Source organism: Natronobacterium texcoconense (assembly GCF_900104065.1).
GTDB lineage: Archaea > Halobacteriota > Halobacteria > Halobacteriales > Natrialbaceae > Natronobacterium > Natronobacterium texcoconense.
This window is the reverse complement of record NZ_FNLC01000001.1, coordinates 170,711-185,561: the sequence shown is the minus strand read 5'-3', so window position 1 is coordinate 185,561 and position 14,851 is coordinate 170,711. Positions and strand designations below refer to the sequence as shown.

Annotated in this window: 13 protein-coding genes and 1 tRNA gene; 9 read left to right on the top strand and 5 right to left on the bottom strand. The window is 63.7% G+C overall.

Annotated elements, in window-relative coordinates:
- Positions 1-303: 303 nt before the first annotated feature.
- The 3 genes from BLR35_RS00925 to BLR35_RS00915 all read left to right on the top strand — a co-directional run bounded on the left by BLR35_RS00925 (position 304) and on the right by BLR35_RS00915 (position 4,866).
- Positions 304-3,369 carry an FAD-binding and (Fe-S)-binding domain-containing protein gene (locus BLR35_RS00925; RefSeq protein WP_090375992.1) on the top strand — a complete coding sequence of 1,022 codons (3,066 nt, stop codon included), beginning with the start codon at positions 304-306 and terminating at the stop codon, positions 3,367-3,369.
- A 156-nt stretch (positions 3,370-3,525) separates the two neighbouring features.
- Positions 3,526-4,332, top strand: coding sequence for a helix-turn-helix transcriptional regulator (locus tag BLR35_RS00920; RefSeq protein WP_090375988.1), 807 nt, complete (start codon positions 3,526-3,528; stop codon positions 4,330-4,332).
- A 132-nt stretch (positions 4,333-4,464) separates the two neighbouring features.
- Positions 4,465-4,866 carry a carboxymuconolactone decarboxylase family protein gene (locus BLR35_RS00915; RefSeq protein ID WP_090375986.1) on the top strand — a complete coding sequence of 134 codons (402 nt, stop codon included), beginning with the start codon at positions 4,465-4,467 and terminating at the stop codon, positions 4,864-4,866.
- 235 nt (positions 4,867-5,101) lie between these two features.
- Here BLR35_RS00915 and BLR35_RS00910 read toward each other — a convergent pair.
- Positions 5,102-5,175, bottom strand: a tRNA-Ile gene (locus BLR35_RS00910).
- A 67-nt stretch (positions 5,176-5,242) separates the two neighbouring features.
- Positions 5,243-5,827, bottom strand: coding sequence for an FxsA family protein (locus BLR35_RS00905; RefSeq protein ID WP_090375983.1), 585 nt, complete (start codon positions 5,825-5,827; stop codon positions 5,243-5,245).
- A 136-nt stretch (positions 5,828-5,963) separates the two neighbouring features.
- Here BLR35_RS00905 and BLR35_RS00900 point away from each other — a divergent pair, with 136 nt between their 5' ends.
- Both BLR35_RS00900 and BLR35_RS00895 read left to right on the top strand, forming a co-directional pair.
- Positions 5,964-7,607 (top strand): DUF255 domain-containing protein, encoded by a 1,644-nt coding sequence (locus tag BLR35_RS00900; RefSeq protein ID WP_090375980.1) that lies wholly within the window; start codon positions 5,964-5,966, stop codon positions 7,605-7,607.
- A gap of 81 nt (positions 7,608-7,688) precedes the next feature.
- Positions 7,689-8,492 (top strand): TrmB family transcriptional regulator, encoded by an 804-nt coding sequence (locus BLR35_RS00895; protein ID WP_090375977.1) that lies wholly within the window; start codon positions 7,689-7,691, stop codon positions 8,490-8,492.
- Positions 8,493-8,578: 86 nt separating this feature from the next.
- On the opposite strand, the gene mptA is transcribed toward BLR35_RS00895, so the two are convergent.
- Entirely contained in the window at positions 8,579-9,511 is a 933-nt protein-coding gene (mptA, locus tag BLR35_RS00890; RefSeq protein WP_090375975.1) for a GTP cyclohydrolase MptA, read from the bottom strand.
- A 287-nt stretch (positions 9,512-9,798) separates the two neighbouring features.
- On the bottom strand, positions 9,799-10,563 hold the full coding sequence (locus BLR35_RS00885) for a hypothetical protein (RefSeq protein WP_090375973.1): 765 nt from the start codon (positions 10,561-10,563) through the stop codon (positions 9,799-9,801).
- Positions 10,564-10,919: 356 nt separating this feature from the next.
- Here BLR35_RS00885 and BLR35_RS00880 point away from each other — a divergent pair, with 356 nt between their 5' ends.
- The 3 genes from BLR35_RS00880 (at position 10,920) to BLR35_RS00870 (ending at position 13,563) form a co-directional block, all read left to right on the top strand.
- A complete protein-coding gene (locus BLR35_RS00880; RefSeq protein WP_090375971.1) occupies positions 10,920-11,864 on the top strand; it encodes a nucleotidyltransferase domain-containing protein in 945 nt (314 codons plus the stop codon).
- Positions 11,865-12,129: 265 nt separating this feature from the next.
- The gene (locus BLR35_RS00875) at positions 12,130-12,888 is read left to right on the top strand and encodes a DNA-directed RNA polymerase subunit epsilon (protein WP_090375967.1); all 759 of its coding nucleotides are present in this window, start codon (positions 12,130-12,132) and stop codon (positions 12,886-12,888) included.
- 48 nt (positions 12,889-12,936) lie between these two features.
- The gene (locus tag BLR35_RS00870; RefSeq protein ID WP_090375964.1) at positions 12,937-13,563 is read left to right on the top strand and encodes a DsbA family oxidoreductase; all 627 of its coding nucleotides are present in this window, start codon (positions 12,937-12,939) and stop codon (positions 13,561-13,563) included.
- 1 nt (position 13,564) lies between these two features.
- Here the strand turns inward: BLR35_RS00870 and BLR35_RS00865 are convergent, their stop codons facing one another.
- On the bottom strand, positions 13,565-14,410 hold the full coding sequence (locus BLR35_RS00865) for an NAD(+)/NADH kinase (protein WP_090375961.1): 846 nt from the start codon (positions 14,408-14,410) through the stop codon (positions 13,565-13,567).
- A 172-nt stretch (positions 14,411-14,582) separates the two neighbouring features.
- On the opposite strand from BLR35_RS00865, the gene BLR35_RS00860 reads away from it, so the two are divergent.
- Positions 14,583-14,840, top strand: coding sequence for an amphi-Trp domain-containing protein (locus BLR35_RS00860; RefSeq protein WP_090375957.1), 258 nt, complete (start codon positions 14,583-14,585; stop codon positions 14,838-14,840).
- Positions 14,841-14,851: the final 11 nt, after the last annotated feature.

Genomic DNA, 14,851 nt, shown 5'->3' with positions numbered 1-14,851 from the left:
TTGGCCCTACAACTCCTTTGCTTCCAATATCCACATAAATTGGAGGCAACCTGATAATAGGGTTCGGTTCATACCTTCTTTCATAGTGTTCAAGACAGCCTTTTCGAACACCCTACCCACCAACAACATATAGTAAATAATCAGATATAGATATATTATCTATGAATTGGTCGGGGACGGACCGCGTCGTTCCGTGAGGGTGACACGACACTGGAATCGACGCTGGGGGACGAACCTTGTTTGTCCGATGGGTCGACGGCCGAGAAGCCGACGGTTTAAGTTACCAAGCGGCAAGGGACGGATATGTCCCTCGAGCCGAGCGCCGATCCAGCGACGGACCGGCGTACGAACTACGATTACCGGAGCGACGACGTCGATCGGCCGGCGCTGGTCGCCGACCTCGAGAAACTCGTCGGCTGTGACGTCCGGGCGGATTCGTACTCCCGCCAGCTGTACGCAACGGACGCCAGCGCCTACGAGATGACGCCAATCGCCGTCGTCTTCCCGGAGTCGACCGACGACGTCGCCGCCGTTCTCGAGTACTGTTCGAAGCGACAGATTCCGGTCCTCCCGCGTGGCGGTGGGACGAGTCTGGCCGGACAGACGGTCAACCGAGCCGTCGTCCTGGACTTTACGCGGCACATGGACGAGATTCGGGCGATCGATCCCGACGAGGCGCTCGCGACGGTCCAGCCCGGAACGGTCCTCGGGACGCTCAACGAGGCGCTTTCCCCCCACGGCCTGAAGTTCGCGCCCGACCCCGCATGGGGTGACAAGAGCGCGATCGGCGGCGCGATCGGCAACAACTCGACCGGATCACACTCGCTGAAGTACGGCAAGACCGACGCCTACGTCGAATCCGCGGAGGTCGTGCTCGCCGACGGGACCGTCACGGAGTTTGGCGAGGTCACGCTCGAGGAGATCGACGAGCGCGCCGACCCCGACGGCGACCTCGAGGGGCGGATCTACGCCGAGGTGCAACGCATCGTAGCGGAGAAGGACGATCTGATCGACGAGACCTATCCCGACCTCAAACGCAACGTCTCCGGCTACAACCTGGATCGACTCGTCGCCGAGGCTCGAGGGGATACCCTTCCGGGTGGCGAAGAAACCGGCGAACCCGGCACCGTCAACCTCGCACGATTGCTGGCCGGCAGCGAGGGGACGCTCGCGATCGTCACCGAAGCGACCGTCTCGCTCGAGCCGGTTCCCGAAACGAAGGCCGTCTCCCTGCTGTGTTACCGGGACCTCCACGACGCGATGGAAGACGTCGCACCGATCCTCGAGCACGATCCAGCGGCGGTAGAAGTGTTAGACGACGTGCTGATCGACCTGGCCCGGGGTACCGCGGAGTTCGGTCCCGTCACCGAAATCCTGCCGGAGGGAACGAACGCCGTCCTCCTCGTCGAATTCTACGCCGACGACGCAGACCACGGCCGCGAACAGGTCGCGGGACTGCTCGCGGATCGCTGTCCCGACGCAACCGCGGACGGCGAGCCAGCCGGCGATGCGCCCACACTCGAGGCCGACGCGCTGGCGATCGACGCGCTCGAGGCCTACGACGACGCCGAACGCGCGAAACTGTGGAAACTGCGCAAGTCGGGGCTCCCGATCTTGCTCTCGCGAACCACCGACGAGAAACACATCTCGTTCATCGAGGACACCGCGATCCCACCCGAGAACCTCCCGACGTTCGTCGAGCGGTTCGAGGCGATCCTCGAGAAACACGACACGTACGCCACCTTCTACGCCCACGCGGGCCCCGGTGTCCTTCACGTCCGGCCGCTGATCAACACGAAGACCGAAACCGGACTCGACCAGTTGCACGGCATCGCCGACGACGTGACCGACCTCGTGGTCGAACTGGACGGCTCCGTTTCGGGCGAACACGGCGACGGTCGCGCCCGCACCCAGTGGAACCGAAAACGGTACGGCGAGGAACTCTGGGAGACGTTCCAGGATCTCAAGACCGCGTTCGATCCCGACTGGATCCTGAATCCGGGCCAGGTCGTCTTCCGCGAGGAAAACCCGACAGATCTGCGAGAGAACCTCCGGTTCGACCCCGACTACGAGTTCGACTCCGGCTTCGAGCCGACCCTCGAGTGGGACAACGACAACGGGTTCCAGGGGATGGTCGAACTCTGTCACGGCTGTGGTGGCTGTCGCGGCGAGCAGTCGACGACCGGCGGCGTGATGTGTCCGACCTACCGGGCCAGCCAGGAGGAGATCACGGCCACCCGCGGCCGAGCGAACGCCCTTCGGCAGGCGATGAGCGGCGACCTCGAGCCCGGTGAGGCCTTCTCCGACGAGTTCGTCGAGGAGGTGATGGGGCTCTGTATCGGCTGCAAGGGCTGTGCCATTGACTGTCCGAGCGAGGTCGACATGGCGAAGCTCAAGGCCGAAGTGACTCACGAGTACCACGAGCGAAACGGCGCGACGCTCCGGGATCGGCTCTTCGCGAACGTCGACTCGCTCTCGAGGCTCGGTAGCCGGTTCGCGCCGCTGTCGAATATCCTTCCCAAAGTGCCCGGCGCACGCTGGCTGCTCGAAACCACGCTCGGCATCGATTCTAACCGGCCGCTGCCGACGTTCCACGGACAGACGTTCCGCGATTGGTTCGACGAACGCGGCGGCTGTACAGTTCCGGAATCGGAGGCCGAACGGAAGGTCGTCCTCTACCCCGACACCTACACTAACTACAGCAATCCCGACGCCGGCAGAGCCGCCGTTCGCGTCCTCGAGGCCGCGGGCGTCCACGTCGCCGTCCCCGACGAACTGGGCGATACCGGCCGCCCTGCCTTCTCGAAGGGCTTTCTCGAGCAGGCCCGCGACACCGCCGTCGAGAACGTCGAGCACCTCGCGCCGGAGGTTGCAGACGGGTACGATGTGGTCGTCGTCGAACCCTCCGACGCCGTCATGCTGCAGTCGGACTACCTCGACCTGCTCGACGACGAGACAGTCGAGACGGTCGCAAGCGCAACGTACGGCGTCTGCGAGTACGTGGACACGTTCCGGCTGGACGAGTCCATCGCGTTCGACGCGACCGACGAGGACCTGACCTACCACGGACACTGCCACCAGAAGGCGACAGCGAAAGACCACCACGCCGTCGGCGTCCTCCGCCGGGCCGGGTACGGAGTCGACCCGCTCGACTCGGGCTGCTGTGGCATGGCCGGCTCCTTCGGCTACGAGGCCGAACACGGCTCGATGAGCGACGCCATCGCGAGCATCCTCTACGACCAGGTCGCAAACAGCGACGGCGACCGCGTCGTCGCCCCCGGCGCATCCTGTCGTACCCAACTCGAGAACCGACCCGCAGGCGAGAAGCCACCGACGCCGATCGAGGTCGTCGCCGACGCGCTCGAGTAACGCTCTTCGAGAGCGGAACTCGAGCCGACGAGGCAGAGCTATCGTTTTCGAATCGTCGTACTAAATTGGAGTTTTGATGTCGAGATAGTGGCTGTTGCGGAGAAATACACTCGAATCGTGGCCTAAAGCTATGATACTCCCTGACGTACGACCACTATGTTACAGAGCCCTGCAGATACGTCGCTCGAGGACATCGCGTTCCTCGCTCGGTCGGAACACAGGGTCAGTGCCCTCGTTGCGTTAGCCGACCGACCCCGAAGTCGATCCCAGCTTCGAGACGTGACCGGCGCATCGTCGTCGACAGTCAGCCGACTGGTACGGCAGTTCGAGCAACGCCACTGGGTCGTCAGGAACGGTCATCAGTACGAGGCGACGGAACTGGGAGCGTTCGTCGCGTCAGGAATGCGGGACCTCCTCGAGCGGATCGACACCGAGCACAAACTCCGGGACGTCTGGGAGCGGCTACCGAACGAAGCGGACGGCTTTACGATCGACATGGCGTCGGACGCCGTCGTAACGGTCGCCGACGCTGACGGACCGTATCAGCCGATAAACCGCTTTACTTCCCTGCTAGGGGAGACCGACAGATTCCGGTTCGTCGGCTCCGACCTGGCCCTGCTCGAGCCCTGCCGCGACGAGTTTCGGAATCGCGTTCTCGAGGGAATGGACGCGGAAATCGTCGATCCGCCGAGTGTCGCCAGGTACGTCCGCTCGCAGTATCCTGACCACTGCACCGGCCCGCTCGAGAGCGGGAACCTCACCATACTGGTTCACGACGACCTCCCGCCGTACGGCGTCTGTCTCTTCGATGACCGGATCGGGATCAGTTGTTACAACCCGATCAACGGAACGGTACAGGCGTTCGTCGACACGGATGCGCCCGAGGCCCGCGAGTGGGCGGAATCGATCTACGCCTCTTACCGACGGGACGCGCGACAACTGGCTGCCGACTCGTCGGAATGAGGACGCGGATCAGTTCAGTTGCAGGTGGTGAACGGGAATCATTGTCTGCATCGACGGTAACCGGTGACGAAATCCCGCCAGATAGCTACGTGACGTACCGAATCGTAGCCGTTTCTGCGGAGGACTATCATTATGGTATCAGAACAAGCACGAATGGAGATCGAAGAGTCCCTCGGACAGGTTCCGAGCTGGATGGAAACGATCGCGGAACCGGCAGGCGACCACAGCTGGGGGCTCTTTCGAGACCTCACGTTTGGCGAGACCGAACTGACCGCACGCGAGAAGGCCCTCGTCGGCGTCGGCGTCGCAGCCGCTATCAGCTGTCCGTACTGCACCTACTTCCACAAGCAAGAGGCACGACTGGACGAGGTGTCGGAGGTCGAACTCGAGGAGACGGTCAACATCGCAAGCGAGACGCGGTACTTCTCGACGATCCTTCACGGGAACGAGGTCGACGTCGACGAGTTCGTCGCCGAGACCGACGAGATCGTCGACCACATCAAGGAAGGAGAAGCCGCGGCCGCAGACGACTGATCGACGCGTGATCGTCGCCGACGATTCGGCGATTTCTATTATTGCTCACCTCAAGTTGGATTCCGTAGTCGCTCTCGAGTTTGCTCGCCCCAGAAGTATGGGCCGACTCGGATTTGAACTACGCGAAGACGGTTCTGCTCACTCGCTTCGCTCGTTGCGCGGACTGCGACTTCTCTACTTCAAATCCGATCGGATTCCATATCCGCGGCTCACGAATTTGTTCGCCGCGAGAATATGGGCCGACTCGGATTTGAACCGAGAGCCTCCACCTTATCAGAGTGGCGCTCAACCTAATTGAGCTATCGGCCCGCTTCGCACTCGTTCATTGCGCGGTGGTATGTTTAAGCGTTTCTTTCCGATCGTTCCGTGCGAACCCCTACCGAGCGAAGGGGTCGCTGTCGTCCGGTTCCTCGTCAGTCGTGTCACTCTCACCGAGATCAACCGTGTAAGAGTCCTCACCGAGGTCGTACGTCCCACCGCTACTCGAGGACCCGGACGATCCCGCCGGTCCGCCGCCCTGGGTCGGGTCGACGTCCTCGGGGAAACCGACCGTCCAGACCTGGCCGCTCGCGAGACCGCCCGTCTTCTTGTCGGCGTAGGGAACGATCACGTACCGCTTGAGGCCGGCACGGATCGGGATCCTGGTGAGCGGGATCACCAGCAGGAATCCGATCAGGTCCGTCACCAGTCCCGGAGTCAGGAGGAAGGCTCCGGCGGCGATCAACAGCCCGCCGTCTAACAGTTCGTTCGTCGGCGGCTCTCCCTGAGCCAGCGAGCGTTGCATCTTCCGTATCGTTCGCCGTCCCTCCGCACGGACGAGTAGCATTCCGATCAGTCCGGTCAGGACGACGAGTAGTACCATCCCGACCCAGGTGATAGCGGCGAGCTCCCAGACGACGATGCCGAGCAACATCGCATCGAGAAACGGGATGAGCAACAGCGCGAAGATCCACCGGAGCATGACGGAATATAGCCGACCGAGCCTGAAAACCCTTTACTCTCGGTCGCTCGCGCTGAAGGCGCCGGGACCGAGTTGACAGAACCGGGGCCGAGGAGACGAACGAAGGGCTTACGCCCGCGACAGACGAGGGTCGGATATGAACGATACGACGCGCGTCGAGTGGCGCGAGTGGGGACAGGCGGCCTTCGACGAGGCTGCGGAGGCCGATATCCCGGTGTTGCTCTCGCTGACTGCGACGTGGTGCGATCACTGCCACGAGATGGACGACGAGACCTACGGGGAGCCACGCATCGCGGCGAACGTCAACGACAGTTTCGTCCCGATTCGGGTCGACGTCGACCGTTACCCGCGCGTCCGCGACCGATACAATATGGGTGGGTTCCCGTCGACCGTCTTCCTCGCTCCCGATGGAAAGGTCCTCACGGGCGCGGGCTATCTCGGCCCCGACGGGATGCGGCAGGTACTCGATAGCGTCCGGACCATGTGGCAGACGAAAGGCAGCGGCGCGGCCCGTATCCCCCGACCGCTCCGGGAGGACGAGCCACCAGCGGGTAAACTCACCGCAGAGATCGAAACCGGCATGCTCGGCCACCTCACCGATACCTACGACGAGGTCGCCGGCGGCTGGGGCGAGAGTCCGAAGTTCCCGCTACCCGACGCCCTCGAGTTCGCGCTCAAGCGCGACCGCGAGATGGCATTACGGTCGTTCGACGCGGTGAGCGCGAACCTGCTCGACGAGTACGACGGCGGCTTCTACCGGTTCGCGACGGATCGCGACTGGTCCGGACTGCAACACGAGAAACTGCTGGACTCCAACGGCGCGCTCGTGCGCGCGTTCGCGAACGCCTACCTACTCACCGGCAGCAACGAGTACCGTGAGCCCGCCGAACGGACGATCGAGTTCCTGACGACGACGCTGTGGAACGGCGACGTCGACGCCTTCGCCAACAGCCAAGCACCCGGCGAGGCAGCGGCTCACGGCATCGACGCAACCAACCGCGAGGCTGCGGACGACCCGCCGGTCGACGACGGCGTCTTCGCCGGGCCGAACGCGCTGGCGATCGACGGCCTGCTCACCTACTACGCCTACACCGACGACGAACGCGCACGCCGGTACGCCGAGCGCGCACTCGAGACGCTACGCGAGGGCCTCATCTCCGACGGCGTCGTCGCACACGCCCACGCGAATACTGACTCGAGCGACGAGAACGATCCGCTGCTGACGAATCAGGCCCGCGCGCTGACGGCGCTGACGACGACCGCGAGCACGCTCGATACCGGCGTCCTCGAGGAGGCGACGGCTGTCGCGGATACGACGATCGATCGACTCCACGACGGGGACTCGTTCCTCGACGGAACGACGGAGGGCGTCGGACTGGTCGAACGACCGCTCCGGCCGCTGGACGCGAACGTCGCCCTCGCGGACGCCTTGATCGACCTCGCAGCGCTGACCGGCGACGACGAGTACCGCGAGTACGCACGCGAGACGCTCGAGGCCTTCGCGGGCGCGAGCGAACGGTTCGGCGTCCAGATCGCACAGTACGCGACGGCAGTCTCCCGACTGCTCGAGGGGCCGCTCGTCGTTTACGTCGCGGACGACCCAGGTTCGGATCTTCACCGCGCGGCGCTCCGGATGGCCGACCACGAGAAGGTCGTCGTTCCGGACGCGACGGACGACCTCGAGGAGGGAACGGCACGCGTCGAACACGGCGACGAGACCTCGACACCGGCCGAAACTCCAGAGGAGTTGAGCGAACGTGTCCAGTCCGTTCTAGAGTAGATTTGTGGCCTGACACGCTCGAATAGCTCTCCCATCAAACTACCACAGTGTTTATGTTTCTTCGGCCGGTTCGTTTCGAACATGGCCAGTCTCAGGGATCTCGGGCTCTCGGAGTACGAGGCTCGAGCGTACCGATCGCTGCTGAACACCGGCCCCACAACGGCCAAAGAGTTGTCGCGCGCGAGCGACGTTCCGATGGGGCGAATCTACGACGTCCTGAACAGCATCGAGCAGTACAACCTCGTCCGGAGCCAGACCGCGAGTCGACCCAAAAAGTACGTCGCCGTCGAGCCTGCGACCGCGCTCGACCGGCTACTCGAGGACAAGAAACGGGAACTCGACGAGAAAGCCGACCAGTACGAGTCGATCGTCGACGAACTCTCGGACGAACTCGACGCGGCCGAACCCGTCGAGGAGAAGTTCTGGACCGCCGCAGTCGGCCCCGACGAGACGAAAGATCTGCTGTTAGAACGGCTCGCGGCAGCCGACCAGGACATCGTGATGATCGCCGCGAACCCGGTCCCCCAGCGGGACATGCAAACCGCCGGGGAAGACGTTCTCGCACAGCTAGAGGATGCACTCGACCGTGGTGTAACGGTTAACGTATTGATGAGCCGTAGTCTGGTCGACGCGCTGTCGGAAAACGTCGGCCAGCGGTACCGGAATTCGCTGCAGGGCCGGGACGACTTCCACGTCCGGACCAACGACAACGTCACGGGATCGTTCAACGTCATCGACGGCGTCGAGGTCTGTATCCAGATTCCAAATCCGCTCGCCTCTGGTGATGCGTTCGGAATGATCGACCTGAAGGACCCGGAGTTCGCCGCGAACGTCCAGGAAGAGTTCGTACCCCGCTGGGAAGAAGGGGAGCCATTGACGTTCTAGTGGCGGTCCAGGCCTGAACTGCAGGGTCGAATCCGTCGGTGCAGTTCGATTCGGCCCTCCAGTCGACGTTTGGAACGGGACTAGTACTACTCGTCGCCGTTGACTTCTTCACGCAACGTCGTCATCTCGACGACGCGCTCGGCGTGGGCGTTGTGCTGGTGGATCGACTCGTCGTTGGACTGTTTCATCGTGATCACCGCGTCGTCGTCCAGATGGTCGAACTCGTCGACGACTCCTTCGGCCATCGAGCGAACGCAGTCCTCGACGAACTTTGCGTCCGCGTGGGCCTCGTAGGTCATGTGGTCCTCGTCGGGTCGCTTTGCAAGGTTGTAGATTCGTGCGCTCATCGAGTCACGGGCGAGATCGATGACGTCGTTGAGGTCGACGTCCGGATCACCGTTCGCTTCGACGGTCAGCGTCGCGTGTCCGCGCTGGGAGTGGCCCGGCTGTGGCACCTGATCGAGGAATTCCGTAATCGTCTCTTCCTCGACGCCCAGATCTTCGAGCGTCTGCTTCGCGCGTGCGGCCGACATCCCCTGCGAGCAGGGACAGACGGTCATTCCGGTGACTTCCGCGCCGATCTCCTCGCGCGTGCCCTCCTCGGTCGCGGTCGCAGAGGCGATGATGTCGACGGTGTGCTGGGTCTCGCGGTCGCTCGCGGGCGTCTGCTCGCGGCGCATGAACTCCGCTTCCATCGCGACCTTCGCGGTAGAGGTGTAGTCGTGTTTCTCGAGCAGTCGTTCGGCGGCGTCGCCACAGACCTCTTCGACGCGGTAGGCCTCCTCGCGGGTCGCGTCCTCGAGAATTTCGTCGATGACCTCCATGTTGCGGCTCATGTCCGCACCCTTGCGCCACGCGGGGAGGTCGACGAAGACCTCGAACTCGGCGGTGAGGACGATCGGGCGCTTGTCCTCGCGGGCGATCTTGACGAGTTTCTCGACGCCGGTGACACCGACCTGACTCAGCCCGACGGTGACCTCGGGGGACGTTGCCTGCACGTCCGGAAGCTGGTGACTCATTGCCCGCATTCAGGGTAGGGAGCGATTCAACCTTTCGGAAGGCGTACCCGATCCCCTCGAGCCGACCGGTCTTTAAGTGTCTCTGGTCACAAGGTAGAGATACGACGGGAAGTCGTCGGCTGTATTCTTCGCGTGATCTGCGTTCGAGCCGTGACTACGCCGTTCCGAGAGGGTATGGTAGTCGAGCGAAAACGTCCCGTTTCGTCCTTTAAGTGTCTCTGGTTACAAGATGGAGATACGACGGGAAGTCGTCTTCTCGAGGCCTTAGATTCCGAGCGACAGCACCATCAGTAGCGCCAACCCTGTGGACAGCCGAGTTCGTACTGATCGTCGTGGACCTCGTCCGGCACCTCGATCGAGACGTCTTCGTCGTACGCCGAGTAGGTCGTCGTCGACGACGCCGACACCGTCTCGTCGCCGTCGGCGACCTCGAACTCGAGGGTCGTCTCGATTGGCCGGTCGGTCTCGGCGTCGATCAGGAGCGTCGTCGCTGCGTTCTCGATGCTCGGGCCGCCGAAGTCGAAGACTGGACCGGCAGTGTCGTCGGTGTCGAGAGCGTCTTCCGACGGCGAACCGGTCAGCCGAACCACCTCCCGGTCGTCGATCGTCTCGGTCCCGTTCCAGTGGAGGTCGCCGCTCTCGAACAGGGCGAGCTGCGAGTGGGCAGGTGCTTCGGACGTCCAGTCGTCGCCCATCACGTCGTCGACCTCCCAGCTGCCCCACGGCGACGGACACTCCTGGTAGACGGTGTCGTCGATCGTGTAGGATTCGAGCGTCTCGCCCTGGAAGGTCGTGTTCGCGTGTATCGACCGCTCGTCGTGGTCGACGACGCCGGTCGAGTCGCCCTCGATGAGTTCACCGGGTGCACCGATAACGGTGATTTCGGTCTCGTACCGGTACGTTTCGGCGTCCTCGACCGATTCGGTCGCATTCTCGAGGGCGGCGACCGCACGGTCGTCCCGAGTCGGTTCGTCGCCGAAGGCAGTACAGCCCGCGAGCAGGACGACGAGGGCGAGTGCGAGCAGGAGGGACCAGTGGGCAGCGCGTGACATCAGTCTCGGAATGGGGGCCCGGCGAGTAAACAGTTGGGTATCCGAACGGTTCTTTAAGTACCTCTGGTTACAAGGTAGAGATACGACGGGAAGTCGTCGACTGCGTTCTCCTGGTGATTCGCATTCGAGCCGTGGCTGTGTCGTTCTCGAGAGCCCCCCAGATCGTCCAGGTTCGTTTCTTTAAGTGCCTCTGGTTACAAGGTAGAGATACGACGGGAAATTCCTGCCGTCGCTATCGACTCTCGAGCGGCGGCTACCCGCTGGCACCGCGAGTGATCGCGGTCTCTCTTTAAGTGTCTCTGGTCACAAGGTGAAGCTACGAAGGGCTTTTCCCGGGACGCTACTCGAGTACAGCCGTGAGCACCGTCCCACAGCACGTCTTCGAGGCTGTCGACGAGGCGCTATCTACTCTCGAGCAGCGTCACGAGATCGTGATCCCGCTGGCTGTCGCCCACGGCAGCCACGGCTGGGGCGGGGCCGGGCCGGACAGCGATTACGACGTCGCGTTCGTCTTCGTCCCCAGGGATCTACGACAGTACGCACACCTCGAGGGCCCCGAGGAGACGATCGTCGACGACCGCGACGACCTCGAGTTTCAGGGGCTGGACATTCGACGGTTCGCGGAGTTGCTCGCCGACTCGAACGAGAGTGCCATCGATATAGTTCGGAGCCCGATTCGCTACCGCGAGGAGTACGATCCTCGGGACCTGAGCGCGTACGTGGAACGGAGTTACAACCCGATAGACCTCTACCACGACTGGCGTGCGATCGCAGGTACGAACTACCGCAAGTACCTCTCGGAACACCTGGTGCGCGACGGCGAGACCTATCCGATCGTCGAGAGACGAGAGGACGACGGCGACGCCCTCGAGTACGTCGTCCGCACCGACGACGGAACGGAAACCGTCGCGGCCGACGACAAACGGTACGCCGAGACGCAAACGCGTCCCACCGTCAAGCGCAACCTCACGATCTGTCGTGCGGCGATGTACGCCCGTTACCTCCGGACGACCGGCGAGCGCGGCGAGCACGACCTGCCGGCCATTTCCTTCGCGGAGTTTCTCTCCGAACAGGCCCCGACCGTCTTCGACGACGAGCGGCTCGAACTCGTTCGCGACCTGCTCGAGCGGAAACGAACCGGCGACGGAGACGAGGAGATCGGTGACGCCGTCGGTCGCGAGTTCGCCCACCCGGAACGCGAGATCGATCCGGCGGTACACGCCTGCGACGGTCCCGACCCTGGTCGGCTGGACGAGTTCGTCGACGAAATCATCGATTCGGCTGCCCCCACTCGTCTTTAAGTGCTTCCCGTTACAAGGTAGAGATACGACGGGAGATTCGTTCTCTGGCTCTCGAGGTCCGAGCCGTTGCTCTCTCGAGACGGTCGAACTCCTTTAAGTATCTCTGGTCACAAGGTGAAGCTACGAAGGGCTTTTCGTGGCTATTACGTCGGTAGCGATCGGTTCGGACGCCGGTCAAACGGGTTAGTACGGCTAGTAGTCGCAGTATCCGATACTGTAGCGGGTACGAGCCTTTTTCAGTCTCCCTCTCTCACCGACACACGAGATGAGAGACGACGGTGTCGACCACCCTCCAGGACGCGAATCGGCGGGAGCCGTCGCCGGTGGCTCCGGGGGCGACGTTCGCTCCGAGCGCCGCCTCGAGACGCGTCCCGGCTCCGGTTCCCTCTCGAGAGCGGACGTACAGCGGGATTCGACCGTGCGACAGTGGGGCGTCGTGACCCCGAGTGCGACCGTCATCGGCCGGGCGGAGTCGGCCGACGCGGACCTCTCGGAGAGCGTCCGCCGCCTCCACGACGAACAGCACGCGGCGACGCCTGGCTACAGCGAGCGCGCACACCGGCTGGACCGGCTCCGGACGACCCAGGCGCTGTGTAACGCCCTCGAGTTGACGCCGTGGCAGCGAGACCTTGCACTCGGCGTCATGGACGAGATCGACCTCACCGAGTTCGGCAGTCAGCGGGCGATTCCGAAGGTTGCACTCGTCGTGATCCGCCACGTCGTCGACGTCGACCGACGCTCGTACTTCGGACTGGACGACGTCGACGTCCAGTCGCTGTCGCCCGATCGGATGGAGGAACTGTTCGGCCAGTATCGCGCCCACGACATCACCGAAGAGGAAACGTTCGAGCGGCTGGCCGCCCAGTACGGGCTCGACACGACGAGCCTGAACCGGCTTCGGCGCGTCCTGAAAGCGCAACTCGAGGACGAACTGCCGGCGTACGGTCGGAATCCGTACCGGGATCCCAACCTGCCGGAGTCGACGGGGACGACAGAGGAACCGGAGACCGAGAGTACTGGGTAACGACGCCGCTGCCGCCCGACTTTTGCGTGCCGAGACGTAACTGCTCACATGAGCGATACTGCCGATCGGCTCGAGCTGTACGCCGACTACGTCTGTCCGTTCTGTTACCTGGGGAGACAGTCACTCGAGCAGTACCGTGAGCGGCGAGACGAACCACTCGAGATCGAGTGGCAACCGTACGACCTCCGTGCCGGGAAGCGAAATTCCGACGGATCGATCGATCACGACGTCGACGACGGGAAAGACGAGGAGTACTTCGAGCAAGCCAGGGAGAACGTCCGCCGGCTTCAGGACGAGTACGGTGTCGAGATGGCCCAGGAAATCGCGGTCGAGGTGGATTCGTTGCACGCACAGCTCGCGTCGTGGTACGTCGCACAGGAGTTCCCCGGCCAGTGGGAAGCGTTCGACGAGGCGATCTACGCGGCGCTGTGGGAAGACGGGCGGGATATCGGCGACGAGGAAGTCCTGCTCGAACTCGCGGCGGACGTCGGACTCCCGGCCGACGAGATACAGTCCGCGATCGACGACGAGGACCTCCGAGCGGAACTCGAGGAACGATTCGACGACGCCAGAGGGGAGGGCATCACCGGCGTCCCGACGTTCGTCCACGACGGCTACGCTGCGCGGGGAGCCGTGCCGCCGGAGCAACTCGAGCGGCTGGTCGAGGGGAACTGAACTAGCCCAATTTCTCGAGTCCCTCGAAGAAGTCCGGCTCTGGACCGACGAGTGTCACTGGTTCGTCGGCCAGCGAGACCGACACCGTCGTGGGCAACTCGAGGCGTTGCCGATTGCGACCGTCGCTGATTACGTAGCCGACGTCGGGGCCCGAGAGGGAGAGCGTTAGCGTCGCGTCGGCGTCGACGACCAGTGGCGGCAGTGGATCGGTAGCGGCCATCTGGGTGACGACGAGGGCGTCGGCCGACGGCCGGATCAGCGGGCCACCCTCGCTCAGGTTGTACGCCGACGATCCGGTCGGCGTCGAGACCAGCACGCCGTCGGCGTGGCTCTCGGCGTAGCGGTCGCCGTCGACGCGGACCTCGACCGTCACGCCGCCACCCGGTCCCCGGCGTGGGCCGTGGACCAGCACCTCGTTGAGCGCAGGCTCGAGCGTCCAGTCGGCGTCCTCGCCGGTCGCTTGCAGGCGGGCAAGTTCGCGTTCCTCGAGATCATCTCCCGAAACGAGGGTCCCGACGAGGTCGTCGACGACCTCGAGGGCGTCGTCGGGGGAAACGGCGTTGAGAAAGCCCACCTCGCCGAGATTGACGCCAACCAGGGGCGTCGAGCCGATTTCGCGGGCGACGAACAGAAGGGTCCCGTCGCCGCCGATGCTCACGACGAGGTCACGTCCCGCCATGGCGTCGACCGGGATTCCGTCCGCGTCGATCGCCTCGCCGGTGAGTTCGTCGACGGCGACGGTCACGTCGAACGACTCCTCGAGGTCGTCGACGAGCGTGGCGGCGAGGCGATGTGCACGCTCGTTGTCGCGCTGGGCGACGATTCCGACGGTAGCGGCTACGTCCATCGTCAACAGGTTGCCGGTCCGCGGTCAAAAAGCCACGCCTCGTTCCGGTAGTGTCTCTCCCGGTCTCGACGACAGCGTAGGCCGATATTTCACGCGTGTCTCGAGCAGTAAATCGGAGTTAGAAACGCGTTCGCCCTCCATACTTTTACGCGGCGGGTCGTGAGTCGAGCGCATGGCAGACCGGACGACGGCCGACGTGACGCTTTCACGGGACGAACTGGCGGCGTACTTCGAACACCTCGGCGAGGAGTTTCGCGAGGGAGAGGTCGGCGACGGCGAAGAGGTGCGCGTGTCGGTCGGCAACAAGACGGTCGCACTCAATCCACCCGAGACCGTCGACCTCAGCGTCGATGTCGTCGAACGCTCCCCGATGTTTCGGGGGACACGCGAGACGATCGAAATCGAGGTAACCTGGAAGCCACGGTCGTGAGCGGACACGAA

Bases quoted from the DNA above. Each gene is read 5' to 3' on its own strand.
- BLR35_RS00925 (WP_090375992.1), top strand. From the start codon at position 304: ATGTCCCTCGAGCCGAGCGCCGATCCAGCGACGGACCGGCGTACGAAC.
- BLR35_RS00915 (WP_090375986.1), top strand. From the start codon at position 4,465: ATGGTATCAGAACAAGCACGAATGGAGATCGAAGAGTCCCTCGGACAG.
- BLR35_RS00875 (WP_090375967.1), top strand. From the start codon at position 12,130: ATGAGAGACGACGGTGTCGACCACCCTCCAGGACGCGAATCGGCGGGA.
- BLR35_RS00895 (WP_090375977.1), top strand. From the start codon at position 7,689: ATGGCCAGTCTCAGGGATCTCGGGCTCTCGGAGTACGAGGCTCGAGCG.
- BLR35_RS00920 (WP_090375988.1), top strand. From the start codon at position 3,526: ATGTTACAGAGCCCTGCAGATACGTCGCTCGAGGACATCGCGTTCCTC.
- BLR35_RS00900 (WP_090375980.1), top strand. From the start codon at position 5,964: ATGAACGATACGACGCGCGTCGAGTGGCGCGAGTGGGGACAGGCGGCC.
- BLR35_RS00865 (WP_090375961.1), bottom strand. From the start codon at position 14,410: ATGGACGTAGCCGCTACCGTCGGAATCGTCGCCCAGCGCGACAACGAG.
- BLR35_RS00905 (WP_090375983.1), bottom strand. From the start codon at position 5,827: ATGCTCCGGTGGATCTTCGCGCTGTTGCTCATCCCGTTTCTCGATGCG.
- BLR35_RS00870 (WP_090375964.1), top strand. From the start codon at position 12,937: ATGAGCGATACTGCCGATCGGCTCGAGCTGTACGCCGACTACGTCTGT.
- mptA (WP_090375975.1), bottom strand. From the start codon at position 9,511: ATGAGTCACCAGCTTCCGGACGTGCAGGCAACGTCCCCCGAGGTCACC.
- BLR35_RS00860 (WP_090375957.1), top strand. From the start codon at position 14,583: ATGGCAGACCGGACGACGGCCGACGTGACGCTTTCACGGGACGAACTG.
- BLR35_RS00885 (WP_090375973.1), bottom strand. From the start codon at position 10,563: ATGTCACGCGCTGCCCACTGGTCCCTCCTGCTCGCACTCGCCCTCGTC.